This is a genomic window from Sphingobacterium prati (assembly GCF_013167215.1).
Taxonomy (GTDB): Bacteria; Bacteroidota; Bacteroidia; order Sphingobacteriales; family Sphingobacteriaceae; genus Sphingobacterium; species Sphingobacterium prati.
This window is the reverse complement of record NZ_JABJWY010000034.1, coordinates 321,562-334,325: the sequence shown is the minus strand read 5'-3', so window position 1 is coordinate 334,325 and position 12,764 is coordinate 321,562. Positions and strand designations below refer to the sequence as shown.

Genomic DNA, 12,764 nt, shown 5'->3' with positions numbered 1-12,764 from the left:
GAAAATGGAAAAGGATTTAAAACTGATAGGCCCGTTCAGTCAATTGTTGACAATGGACAATATTCCGTTGAAGGGTGCCGTAAGGGATGCGAAACTGCAGGTTATCGAACAGGCGGGAATTTTGATCGAAGGTGAGTTTGTTCAAGAGGTTGGTGACTTTGATTTTCTATACCAAAAATGGCAAGATAAAGCAGTTCTTGTTCGTCTTGAAGGTGATCAGGTTGCTCTACCCGGTTTTGTCGACTGTCATACCCATATCTGTTATGCGGGGCAGCGGGCAAATGATTTCGCACTTCGAAATGCCGGTTCTTCGTATCTTGAAATTGCGGAAGCTGGTGGTGGAATTTGGAGCACTGTCACCGATACAAGGGCTTGCACGGAGGAGGATTTGATGCAGCTTACTGTCGATCGTGCGGCATTTTTATTGGCGCAAGGGGTTACAACAATCGAAGTTAAAAGTGGTTATGGCCTTGAGGTTAAAGAAGAACTTAAGATTCTACGTGCGATAAAAAAAGCAAATGAACTTACTGCGGCGGACTTGGTTCCAACCTGTCTGGCAGCCCATATGCTGCCAAGGGACTATAAAGGATCTGCAAAGGATTACCTTGATTTGATGGAAACAGCGCTCTTCCCGGAGTTGAAAGCACAGCAATTGTCCAATCGAGTGGATGCTTTTATTGAAAAGACAGCATTCGATGCGGGAACGATCAGGCCATATTTGCAACGGGCCAAAGAAATGGGCTTTGATTTGACGGTTCACGCGGATCAGTTCAGTACTTCAGGAAGTCAGATCGCCGTGGAATTAGGGGCACGATCGGCCGATCACATGGAGGCGTCCACAGCAGTTGAAATCGAGCTTTTAGCGCAGTCTGATACTGTTGCTGTAGCATTGCCTGCCGCATCAATTGGCATTGGTTGTGCTTTCACTCCGGCACGAAAACTGCTGGATGCTGGCGCGTGCCTGGCCATTGCGAGCGACTGGAACCCGGGCTCTGCACCAATGGGCCAATTGCTGACCAGCGCCTGCATATTGGCTACGATGGAGAAACTAAGCAATGCGGAGGTTTTAGCAGCATTGACTTTTCGCGCCGCACAGGCCTTGAATCTGCGAGATCGTGGTAAGTTACGTAAGGGAATGCGTGCGGATTTTGTTTTATTCCAGACTGATAATTATCAAGATATCACTTATTACCAAGGAAGGATGCAGCCTTCAGCTGTATGGAAAAATGGCAAAGAAGTATTTTCAAAGGAACGATGATAGAGAATATATTTAGTCGTGTAGTTGCAGAGGGTATTCCCTCCCAGCTACCACCCAAAATAGAACGTGACGCTACAGTAAGCCATGCTCCACGACGCAAGGACATTCTTTCGAAAAAGGAAGAAAAATTGGCCTTGAGGAATGCCCTTCGTTACTTTCCGAAATCATGGCATGCTGAACTGGCGCCAGAGTTTTTGGCGGAATTAAAGGAGTACGGCAGGATCTATATGTATCGTTTTAGACCCGACTATGCGATGCATGCGCGGCCAATAGATGCGTATCCTGCAAAAAGTAAACAGGCGGCGGCCATTATGCTGATGATCCAGAACAATTTGGACCCTGCTGTTGCTCAACATCCCCATGAACTGATTACCTATGGCGGCAATGGCGCTGTTTTTCAGAACTGGGCACAATATCGGCTTACAATGCATTATCTGTCCCAAATGACCGATGAGCAGACCCTCCACATGTACAGTGGGCATCCTATGGGACTGTTCCCATCGTCAGAACATGCTCCGCGTGTCGTTGTCAGTAATGGGATGATGATACCCAATTACTCCAAACCGGATGACTGGGAACGTTATAATGCGCTGGGTGTCACGCAGTATGGGCAGATGACAGCTGGTTCGTACATGTATATTGGTCCACAGGGAATCGTTCACGGGACCACTATTACTGTAATGAATGCCTTTCGTCGGCAGCTAACTTCCGGCGAATCAATTCAAGGAAAGGTATTTTTAACCTCAGGCTTGGGTGGAATGAGTGGCGCGCAACCTAAAGCAGGTAATATTGCCGGTTGTATAACTGTATGTGCGGAGGTTAATCCTGCAGCTGCTAAAAAACGATACGAGCAAGGTTGGGTAGATGTGTTGATTGAAGATATTGCCGATTTGGTGGAACAGGTTCGGACAGCAATGCTTCAAAAGCAGGCTGTATCTTTTGCCTATATAGGTAATATCGTTGAGGTATGGGAAGTATTTGACCGCGAGAATATTTATGTAACAGTTGGATCGGATCAGACTTCGCTCCATAATCCTTGGTCCGGCGGATATTATCCGATGGGATTATCCTTTGCCGAATCCAATGCGTTGATGGCCGCTGATCCGGATACATTTAAATATTATGTGCAAGCAACCTTAGTTCGTCATGTAGATGCGATTAATAAACATGTGGCTAAAGGGACATATTTCTTTGACTACGGAAATGCATTCTTGTTGGAAAGTAGTCGCGCCGGAGCGGCAATACTGAACAGAGAGGGGGACGGATTTCGCTATCCTTCTTATGTTCAGGATATTTTGGGACCAATGTGTTTTGATTATGGTTTTGGACCATTCCGTTGGGTCTGTACCTCCGGAGAGGCCAATGATCTGGAAAAGACAGATCAGCTTGCGATGGATGTATTGACATCCCTTCAGGTCATTGCTCCAAAGGAGATCCAGCAACAAATGTTGGATAATATCCAATGGATCAAGGAGGCGGGTAAGAATAAATTGGTTGTCGGGTCACAGGCACGTATTCTGTATGCGGATTCCAACGGACGCATCGCAATTGCCAAAGCATTTAACGAAGCTGTCCGAAAAGGACACCTAGCGGGCCCAGTCGTTTTGGGGCGTGACCATCACGACGTCAGTGGGACGGATTCTCCTTATCGGGAGACAAGCAATATCTACGACGGTAGCCAGTTTACAGCTGATATGGCTATCCATAATGTAATAGGTGATAGTTTTCGAGGTGCAACTTGGGTGTCTATCCATAATGGCGGCGGTGTTGGATGGGGTGAAGTCATTAACGGTGGGTTTGGGATGCTGCTTGATGGTTCGGCTGTTGCTGAAGTTAAATTGGAGAAAATGTTGTATTTTGATGTAAATAATGGCATTGCAAGGCGTGCATGGGCTCGTAATAAGGAGGCTAATCAAGCCTTGGATAATGCAATGGCGAGCAACAGCACGCTGTTGGTCACCCGCGCGCAACTGGTAGACGATGATATTATCGATGAATTGTTTAATGAAGACTGATGAATCCTTTACTTAATTACAAAGACTTATATGCCCGTGGAGACAAGACCGTATGGAAGGGGCGGGTTGATGGCGAAGAAAGAGACTGGATGCGTTGGCATCAGTTGATGGACTGTATAGACTTGTCCGCTGACTCCAATTTTAGTCAATCGTTGGTTTTTTTGGGTTTTTGTAGTGATGAAGGTGTTGGTAGGAACCAGGGACGGGTAGGTTCGAAGGATGGACCAGGCGCAATAAGGAATGTACTTGCAAATTTACCGGCTCATTTCTCATCTGAACTTAAACTTAAGGATGCTGGTGATATTCTGTTATTAGATAACGATTTGGAGTCTTCGCAATTTGCTCTTGGAAATGCGGTGTCGTCCATTCTTAAAGGTGGGGGATTTCCCATTGTTTTGGGCGGAGGGCATGAGGTCACCTATGGTCATTATCTTGGGGTCAAAGGCTTTTTGAGCGATAGGAAATATCAGATCGGGATTATTAACATCGATGCACATCTGGATATGCGCGAGATTTCTACAGGACAGGGAAATTCAGGTACTGGATTTTTTCAGATCGAAAAAGACCTCAGCAACTTAGGGCAATCATTTCACTATTTGGCCATTGGTATACAGGAAATAAGCAATACGAAAGGTCTTATTGCTTATGCAAAATCCAAGCATACGCAGATTATTGAACGGAAGGATTTAGTCGCGGACAGGCTTGCTGCGCTTCGGAGACAGATACGCGACTTTGCCAATCAGGTGAACTATGTATACCTGACCATTGATCTGGATGCATTTGCAGCGCCTTATGCGCCGGGTGTAAGTGCACTAGCCTTCAATGGTATAGTTCCTGATGAATTATTTTTCGATTTGTACAGTACTATCATTGAACTGCCCAATTTGAGGTCGATGGACATTGCTGAGTTAAACCCTTATTTTGATATTGATTCCCGCACTGCTAAATTCGCAGCAGATCTTATTTTTAAGTTTTTAGAAAGGTTTTAATCTATTGTATCCACGGATAGGTCTTAGTGAAATGGAGCTTGTCTAAATAATAAAAGCAGGTTATCTCTTTCAATGATAGATTAACCTGCTTTTTATGTTTTCTCTTTGGGCTAAAAAAGCACATCGGCTAATTCCGCCTCTTTGTTAAAAACAGATTTTGCATAAGGACATAGGGGAAGAATTTTGAGATGTTCTTTTCGGGCAAAAGCAACTGCAGCCATTAACATTTGCCTACCTAAACCTTTACCTGTATAGTTTTCACTAACTTCAGTATGGTCAATGATAAACTTTGTCGGGCCAGCCCAGGTATATGTCATTTGTGCGACTGACTTTTCTTGATCCATTACTTCAAAACTGCCATGTTTTTCGTTGGTTTTATGTATTACTTCCATTGATGATAATTTGATGTGTTATATAAAAGTAGATACAAAATAGACAAAATCTAGCCAATAGCTTTCCTGTACTGTTGATCCTGTCGAATATTGTTAAAAATTGACTGAACAAGGGACTACTAAGTTAACCACGGACTCTTTGACTCCAAATTACTTCCTTTTTTGGATAAAAATATAAAAAGTACAAATATACTAAAAATGTTAGTATATTTGTGTTAGGAATGATTATGAATCGAAGCAAAAAACAAGAGTTTGCCATTGTGGATATTGAGACCACGGGTGGGAATGCGAAATCCAGTCGCATCACCGAAATTGCAATTGTTATACATGATGGCAATCGGGTGCTGCATCGTTGGGAGACTTTAGTAAATCCAGGTATGGAAATTCCAAATTCTATTTTTGCGCTGACTGGTATTGATAATGACATGGTAAAAGATGCGCCAATGTTTGAGGATGTTGCCTCAGACATTCACGCTTTATTGAAAGATCGGGTTTTTGTTGCACACAATGTCAATTTTGATTATTCCTTTATTCGTTTTCAACTTCAAGAAGTCGGAATAGAATGGTCTTCAATTAAATTGTGTACAGTGCGTTATGCCCGTAAGATTAAGCCCGGGCTATTATCTTATAGTTTGGGCCGTTTGTGTGATTATCTGGATATACCCATTGAAAATCGGCATCGTGCAGGCGGTGACGCGGATGCGACAGCCATCCTTTTTGCGTACCTTCGTGCACTGGATACAACTCAGGTCTTTCAGGAAATGATCAAACATAAAGCTATTGAACAGCGCTTTCCACCGCATTTAAATCTTAAAGAATTTGAGCAGCTCCCGGACACTCCTGGAGTGTACTATTTTCACGATAGAAATGGAAAAGTAATCTATGTTGGAAAAGCAGTCAATATCAAGAAAAGGGTATCGTCGCATTTTACAGGCAATAATATTCAAGCACAACGGCAAAACTTTTTAAAAGAGGTCTATCATGTTAGTTACGAATGCTGTGGAACCGAGCTGATGTCCTTGCTGTTGGAATGCGCCGAAATTAAACGGCTTTGGCCTAAATACAATCGGGCGCTCAAACGTTACGAACCAAAATTTGGTTTATTTTGTTATGAGGATCAAAATGGTTATTTCCACTTGGCAATAGGGAAAATGAATCATATTCAAGATTGTATTCAGTTATTTCAACGGGAATATGATGCTATTCAGTTGTTGCAATCCTTTATGAGAGAAGGTGAAATTAATGCCCAGTTTTGTCATTTTGGCACTGCCAGTTTGGCAATTAAATCTACAGGTTGGGGTGAGTTGCCTGATCGTGAACTGCATAATACTAGGGTCGAACGTTGTATTGATGAGTGGTCAAAACAAAGATCCTCTTATGTATTTATAGATAAGGGTAGAAGTGTGGAAGAAAAGAGTTGTATTGTCATTGAAAATGGTCGATTTTATGGCATGGGATATATTGATCAATATAGTCAATATACAAGTTTTGACGATATCAGAACACAGGTTAAAGCATATCCAAGCAATTATTATATGTTAGAACTCGTGAGACAGATGGCTGAAAAACATCCAAATAAGGTGCATTTTATGAATGATTTCAAAGGGCTCATTGCTGCAGAGCAGCCTGAAAGCTACTATGACAAAATTACTTCTGACAGACTCTTTTATTAACGTAAAGAGAAGTTATATTTACGAGACTGGCTTCTAGCGATCGGCTCCGTCATATTAATCTCAGTTATTTGTTAAAAAAATGTGAAATAAGAGCTGACGCTTTTTTTTGGTCTAATAGTTGAAATATTCCGCTTGTAGAATAATAAAAAGACTTTTCATAATTTAGGTTAATAATTGGTTAGTTAAGACCTGGGGCTCCCAACCTCAGGTCTTCTTTTTGGATGGAGTTCTGATCTATTATAGCTTTGGTAGAAAGATAGCTCTTAGTTAAGACTGAGCCGATAAGATCTATAAAAAAGTATTTTTACTGAATAGTAGTAATTATTTGTATGTTAGATCGTTATGATTTGTCCCCCTTTTGTCCCCCCTGGTTTTTTTCTCTATAGGGTTAATTTACCTTATTTTAGATCATGCATACTGTAATAGCGGAATTAGTCAACAAAGATGGGGCGTTTTCTAAAAGTAGCTACGGTATATCTTATCCATATCTTTATATATTAAAAGGGCTTAGGCCCTTTTTTTAGAGCGTATTTACAACGATAGATGAGAAAATGTTTACTATTCGTTTTGAAAACCTTCGCTTTAAATCTTCGTCCAAAGGACTCTCAAAAATCTTTCCTTGTTGTACTATCTATTTATCAAAATGCTATTACTAATTCCATATATATCCCCTTTTAAAATTAAAATTAGACATATAGAATTATCGGATTTACTTTGAGCCTTCTTCCGGTTAGAGTCTGGCCAAGATCCGGCTATGCTCTGAATTTGCCGCGAAGTAGCAGATAAAGTGTGTGGGTATAGTTGCAAGAATCTGGATTAATGTCTGATTTGAACAAACAGGGACTTTTACTTTACAAAAAAAGGAGCGCCCAATTTCGGGGACACTCCTTTTTGCATGGATGTCGTATGCTAATTATTAGAAGTTTGGTTTCAACAAATATTTATCATAGAAACGGAAAATATGGTCTGCTGCCTCTTCAGCGGTATCGACGATACGGTAAAGCTTCAGATCTTCTTCACTGATATACTTATTGGACAGCATTGTGTTTTGTATCCAATCCATTAAGCCCTTCCAATACTCTGTCCCGACTAATACAATAGGGAAGCGGGCAATTTTGCCTGTTTGGATTAAGGTAATTGCTTCAAAGAGCTCGTCCATTGTTCCGAATCCGCCAGGCATAACGATATAACCTTGTGAATATTTCATGAACATTACCTTTCGCACAAAAAAGTATTTGAACTCAAGCAATTTATCCCGATCTATATATTTGTTGTGGAATTGTTCAAATGGCAATTCAATATTCAAGCCTACGGATTTTCCGCCGGATTCGTAGGCACCTTTATTTGCTGCTTCCATAACTCCAGGGCCACCTCCAGATATGATACCATAGCCACGTTCAGTTAAGAGTGCGGCGATATCCACAGCCATTTGGTAATATTTGTGTTCCCGTGGAGTACGTGCCGAACCAAATATGGATACACAAGGGCCAATTTTAGCCAATTTTTCAAATCCATCCACAAATTCTGACATAACTTTAAAAATCTGCCATGAATCTTTAACCTTAATTTCCTGCCATGTTTTGTTCTCAAAAGCGCGGATAATTTTATCTTCTTTTGTAATGTCCATATATAACGTTATACATTTAATTTCTAAAACCCATTTTTTTTCAAAAAGGAATACAATATAGCTATTTTTTTAATACTAGCTACTTTTTGCGATTATTCTTACATTTGCATTATGAATTTTTCTTCTAAACTTCTTGAGAACGCGGTTGCGGAATTTGGTAAATTACCGGGTGTGGGACAAAAGACAGCGCTAAGGCTTGTCTTGCATTTATTGAAGCAATCAGATCCTGAAGTGGCCCGTTTTACGGCCTCTATTGACCGATTGAAGGAAGATATTCAGTATTGCCAGGAGTGCTTTAATATTTCGGACCATACGACCTGTGAAATATGCAGTTCTTTCAAGCGCGACAAAAGCTTAATTTGTGTCGTGGAGGATACACGTGATGTCATGGCCATTGAAAATACAAATTCTTATCAGGGTGTTTATCATGTGCTGGGCGGATTGATTTCGCCCATGGATGGTATCGGTCCGGCGGATCTTAAAATTGAAGCTTTACTCAATCGTATTCAACGTGGTGGTGTAGAGGAAGTTATTCTTGCGTTGTCAGCAACAATGGAGGGGGATACAACGATCTTTTATCTGTACCGGAAGTTGCGTGAATTTGATATTAAGATTACGACAATCGCACGTGGTATTGCATTTGGAGGTGAGCTGGAATATGTCGATGAGCTAACATTAGGCAGATCAATTGCCACGAGAGTACCCTACGAACGAAATGTAGGTTAGTTGTACGTCAAATAGATCTGTTTGACTCCCTCATGAACTTTTCGGCCTTTTCGTATCTGTTGCTGCCTTATTTTATCGTTTAGGATTTGGCTGTTTGCCTTTTTGTTTTTGAGGATGTTGAAGTAGGCAATTTTGCCGATAGTCGTTTTTTCCAGCCCCAATAGCGCACAGGAATATGCTCCTAAAAGATAGTTGTTATAATACAGATGAACTTCGCGCATGAGTTTTCTGCCAAACTTGTTTCTTGGATATGCTGCGTTTATCGGTTCTTCCATTAGAGCCTGAGCGAGTGCGACGCTATCCTTATCGCCTTCTTTTTGGGTCATTGTCCAATAGTACAGCGATTTTATGGCCTCCTCCTCCGAATTCGGAAGGAGAGCCAGTGGTATGCCTAATAAAGTCCCCACATATCTCCAAAGATGAAATACGCCGTCAATTTCAGTTTTTAACAAATTGAATTTCATTTGTTTGAGACCAATTAAATAAACTAATGAAAAACCTATGTTTGTTGCCAGCATATCCCAGGTGTTTAAAGGAATGCCCCATTTATCAGAATTCCAATCACCATGTTTCAATATATTCGATCGGGCAAATGAATGGATGCATCTAGTCAATAGAATGGCCTCCATACCGGCACCGCCTTTTTTCAATGCATCATTAGCTGTAATATCAACCCAAAATGTGACGGTTTCCGTTAAACGTTTTACTGCACCTTTTTTCAGCGCTCCCGTAAAAATTAGCGGTTTATTGATCGCACTGGATTCGTAGCCGCCCATGAGACAGTAATCCCGTAATACAATAAGTCCGGTTAGTCCAGAACGTTGACTAAGTTCGATTCCCTGTTGTATTTTTTGCCAATCGAGCCACTCTGGCTCCAAGATTAGTGTATCCATAAATTCCGAAATCAACCCACAGTAAGGAGCTTCAACCCCTCTACCACGTAGATAATCCCGGATCAATTGTTGTCCCTTTGCGAAACCAATTTTCAGATGTAAATGCTTCACCAACTGATCACAGGCCTGATCATACTGGTATAGCAGCGGTAGAAATTGCGCTGCATGAGTCAAGTCTGGAGCGGTCGGCAATTTAGCCAGTAAGCTAGCACCAATACCCTTTGTCCAATAAAAGTGAAAAGAGGTTGTGTTAATTTTATAGCGCTCAGGGATTTTCATTTTGATAGAATAAGCATGAATGAATTCAGCTGAGTTTATAAAGATGGTGAGATGAGTTTCTTATTGGATTATCCATAAAATATAAGATCCTGTTATGTTGATTGTTTTCCCTTCTTTTGTGAATCTGAAATCGATGTAATCCGTCTGACAGGAAGCAATGTCACTACAACAGAATTGTCGGGAAATTTTGAAATGAACACGAAATGAGCCTTTCGAGACAGTTGGATCAAATATAATGTTACTGACGCTAAAATCGATCAAGGTTGGAGCCCCATCTTTATCTTCAAGCTGACTAACGACATGATCGTCGATCAGATGCCATTGTTCAGGGCTTAATAGTTTCGAAAACTGAACGGGATCATCAGTCACTGAGTCGAAATTGCTGTCTACTGCGACTGTTAATTGTATTGCGATTTCTGCCATGTTTTAGTATACATTAAGCTCCCTCCAATTAGGGATGTACAAGTTATAAATAGCTTCGGATTCTTTCTTGTTTTTTTTGGAAAATTTACAAAATGCTGCTAAAACAATTAGATTCAACTGTTCTTTATCAAGATCAATCAATCGGGAAGAAAAACTGATCTCATCGCCTTCGATTTTATAATCCGCACTTAACCGTTTGCTTAGGCGGATAGCCGTGATCCTATAGTTATCCAGTTGCTCTTCCCAATAGGATACTATTTTGATCAATTCATTGTATAAAAGATCCATACTCCATTCTTTGAGTAGCTTTAATGAGTCTACATTCTTTCGTTGATAAATGCAGATGCTACTTGATTTAAGTTCAATGGTAGCAGGGGATACCGTCGAAAAAATCTTAACAAGGTAAGGAGTTCTGAACAGGTAATAAGGAGTTTCAAGATAAGAATAGGACTGATCTTCTTCCTGATTTACTGGTGGATTGAGCTTGATATATTGTTTTAAAGAGGCAATATTGTAATAGGGCGGAGCATAGATACGATAGGGAGATCTTGTTCCTTGGATCTGGATATAATCTCTGTTCCAGCTGACGATTTCATAAAAATTATGATCAATTTCGATCTGCATATAAAAGAAAATTTTAAAAAATGTTTGAAAATCAATATGTTGAATTTTGTGTTAAGCTGTCTTTCTTAGCTTGGTATAACCTTGATTTTCTGTAAGCCGAAATCAAAATAACTATATTTTTGCATTAAACACATTAATTAGGAGAAAATTCATTCAAGCCGATGATGAAATGTGCCTTTTTTGTTTTCCAGGAGTATTAGGATAACCCGATCATTGCGAAATTTGTGCAATTGATTTATAGTGGGTATAAGACTGAACGATCTGTGGCTTTTTATGCGGATAAATTGAATATTTCTACCAATTATATGAATGTGCTGACCAACAGAATTTTTCAGATATCGGCTCCGTCTTTGATTCAGGAGCGGATATTGCTGGAGGCCAAGAGATTGCTGAAAATATCGAATAAATCCGTTAAGGATATTGTTTTTGACCAGGGTTTTTATGATAATGTTAGTTTTAGTAAGTTTTTTAGAAGCCATACGGATATGACGCCTAGTCAGTTTAAGTCACAGCCATAATATTTACAAATGATGTGATAATATCTACAAAGCAGAAAGTTGCAAATAGTCTAGCTTTGAAAAAATGATAATGTCATGAACGAACTATTTCAGCGCAGCGAGCAATATACTCTGGAAAATGTACGGTTGGAAACAGGTTTTCTTTATAGAGAGGGACAAATTATTGGAACGGATACAGCGTTTTTTTCCATAACGATAGCCGATGGAAAAATAAAGGAAATTAGGCCGGATCAAACCGGCGATGGAACAGGTCCATTCAATGCCAAGGGAAAGCTGGCTTTACCAAGTTTTAAGGATATGCATATCCACCTGGATAAAACACTATATGGTCTTCCTTGGAAGGCTGTATTTCCTAAAAACAGGACGGTGAAAGATATGATCGCTCGTGAGCAGCAAATCATAACTGAACTGCTCAAAACGTCAGTGGAAAGAGCGGAGAAATTAATTATGCTGTTGCAGGGTTATGGAACTCATTTTGCGAGGACACATTTTAATGTCGACCCAACCTCTGGAACTAAATCATTGGAACATCTGCTAAGGGCACTGGAACATGTGAAAGCGTCTTTTGGTGCAGAATTAGTTGCCTTCCCCCAACATGGATTGCATTACACCGATTCAACTGGACTGATGCGTGAAGTTGCCGCTTGGGACAAGGTTGATTTTATAGGCGGTTTAGATCCTTATAGTATAGACGGAAGTATCGAAAAACCGATGGACTTTACTGTTCAGTTAGCCTTGGATAACAAAAAAGGTATTGATATTCACTTGCATGAGGGTGGAGAGTCAGGTGCTAAAACCATTCATTATTTAATAGACAAAGCGCTTGAGAATCCAGAGTTACAGGGGCGTACATTTATCAGTCATGCCTTTGCATTAGGCTATATGTTACCGAAGGATCTGCAATACACCGCCGAACGCTTGGCTGCAGCCAAAATTGGCATTGCCAGTTCGGTTCCTTTTCGGAATATGCTCATGCCATTACCGCAATTGCGCAAGGCAGGAGTGGAGGTGCTTACAGGAAATGATAATGTACAGGATCATTGGGGCACTTTCGGCAGTGGAAATATGCTGCAAAAAGCGAATCTTGCTTCACAGTTATATGGCTTTGAAACGGAATTTGACCTATCCCGTTGTCTGCGTTATGCTACAAATGGGAAATTACCCTTAGATGATAAAGGCAATAGAACATGGCCCAATGTAGGTGATGAGGCTAGTTTCGTACTGGTGGCTGCGAGCTGCTCCGCTGAAGCAGTATCAAGAATCTCCAGGGTAGACGGACTATTGCATAAGGGCAATATCGTAAAATGGCATAATTCGCCACCCATTCAACCCGCTTAAACAACCCCA

Annotated in this window: 12 protein-coding genes; 7 read left to right on the top strand and 5 right to left on the bottom strand. The window is 40.8% G+C overall.

The window, feature by feature from the left end; all coding sequences use genetic code 11:
* The first annotated feature begins 4 nt into the window (after nucleotides 1-4).
* From hutI to hutG, 3 genes are read left to right on the top strand one after another with little or no spacing between them, the layout of a single operon-like run.
* Nucleotides 5-1,258, top strand: coding sequence for an imidazolonepropionase (hutI, locus tag HPC41_RS11645; protein ID WP_246250604.1), 1,254 nt, complete (start codon nucleotides 5-7; stop codon nucleotides 1,256-1,258).
* Entirely contained in the window at nucleotides 1,255-3,273 is a 2,019-nt protein-coding gene (locus tag HPC41_RS11640; protein WP_172394183.1) for a urocanate hydratase, read from the top strand. The genes hutI and HPC41_RS11640 overlap by 4 nt, the downstream gene beginning before the upstream one ends.
* Nucleotides 3,273-4,262 carry a formimidoylglutamase gene (gene hutG / locus HPC41_RS11635; protein ID WP_172394182.1) on the top strand — a complete coding sequence of 330 codons (990 nt, stop codon included), beginning with the start codon at nucleotides 3,273-3,275 and terminating at the stop codon, nucleotides 4,260-4,262. Before HPC41_RS11640 ends, hutG begins: the two co-directional genes overlap by 1 nt.
* Before the next feature lie 110 nt (nucleotides 4,263-4,372).
* Here hutG and HPC41_RS11630 read toward each other — a convergent pair whose 3' ends face one another.
* Nucleotides 4,373-4,654, bottom strand: a complete 282-nt coding sequence (locus tag HPC41_RS11630) for a GNAT family N-acetyltransferase (protein ID WP_172394181.1) — start codon at nucleotides 4,652-4,654, stop codon at nucleotides 4,373-4,375.
* A 227-nt stretch (nucleotides 4,655-4,881) separates the two neighbouring features.
* Between HPC41_RS11630 and HPC41_RS11625 the strand changes: the two genes are divergently transcribed.
* Entirely contained in the window at nucleotides 4,882-6,327 is a 1,446-nt protein-coding gene (locus HPC41_RS11625; RefSeq protein ID WP_172394180.1) for an exonuclease domain-containing protein, read from the top strand.
* Between the two features lie 916 nt (nucleotides 6,328-7,243).
* On the opposite strand, the gene HPC41_RS11620 is transcribed toward HPC41_RS11625, so the two are convergent.
* Entirely contained in the window at nucleotides 7,244-7,948 is a 705-nt protein-coding gene (locus tag HPC41_RS11620; protein ID WP_172394939.1) for an LOG family protein, read from the bottom strand.
* A 117-nt stretch (nucleotides 7,949-8,065) separates the two neighbouring features.
* Here HPC41_RS11620 and recR point away from each other — a divergent pair, with 117 nt between their 5' ends.
* A complete protein-coding gene (recR, locus tag HPC41_RS11615; protein WP_172394179.1) occupies nucleotides 8,066-8,680 on the top strand; it encodes a recombination mediator RecR in 615 nt (204 codons plus the stop codon).
* On the opposite strand, the gene HPC41_RS11610 is transcribed toward recR, so the two are convergent.
* The 3 genes from HPC41_RS11610 to HPC41_RS11600 are packed head-to-tail and all read right to left on the bottom strand — an operon-like array spanning nucleotide 8,677 to nucleotide 10,899.
* Nucleotides 8,677-9,852 carry an oxygenase MpaB family protein gene (locus HPC41_RS11610; protein WP_172394178.1) on the bottom strand — a complete coding sequence of 392 codons (1,176 nt, stop codon included), beginning with the start codon at nucleotides 9,850-9,852 and terminating at the stop codon, nucleotides 8,677-8,679. The two genes, recR and HPC41_RS11610, sit on opposite strands and share 4 nt — an antisense overlap.
* A gap of 60 nt (nucleotides 9,853-9,912) precedes the next feature.
* Nucleotides 9,913-10,275, bottom strand: coding sequence for a hypothetical protein (locus HPC41_RS11605; RefSeq protein ID WP_172394177.1), 363 nt, complete (start codon nucleotides 10,273-10,275; stop codon nucleotides 9,913-9,915).
* A gap of 3 nt (nucleotides 10,276-10,278) precedes the next feature.
* Nucleotides 10,279-10,899: a hypothetical protein gene (locus HPC41_RS11600; RefSeq protein WP_172394176.1), complete on the bottom strand. Its 621-nt coding sequence runs from the start codon at nucleotides 10,897-10,899 to the stop codon at nucleotides 10,279-10,281.
* 224 nt (nucleotides 10,900-11,123) lie between these two features.
* Here HPC41_RS11600 and HPC41_RS11595 point away from each other — a divergent pair, with 224 nt between their 5' ends.
* Together HPC41_RS11595 and HPC41_RS11590 are read left to right on the top strand one after the other, a co-directional pair.
* Nucleotides 11,124-11,417: a helix-turn-helix domain-containing protein gene (locus HPC41_RS11595; protein ID WP_172394175.1), complete on the top strand. Its 294-nt coding sequence runs from the start codon at nucleotides 11,124-11,126 to the stop codon at nucleotides 11,415-11,417.
* A gap of 75 nt (nucleotides 11,418-11,492) precedes the next feature.
* A complete protein-coding gene (locus HPC41_RS11590; protein ID WP_172394174.1) occupies nucleotides 11,493-12,755 on the top strand; it encodes an amidohydrolase in 1,263 nt (420 codons plus the stop codon).
* Nucleotides 12,756-12,764: the final 9 nt, after the last annotated feature.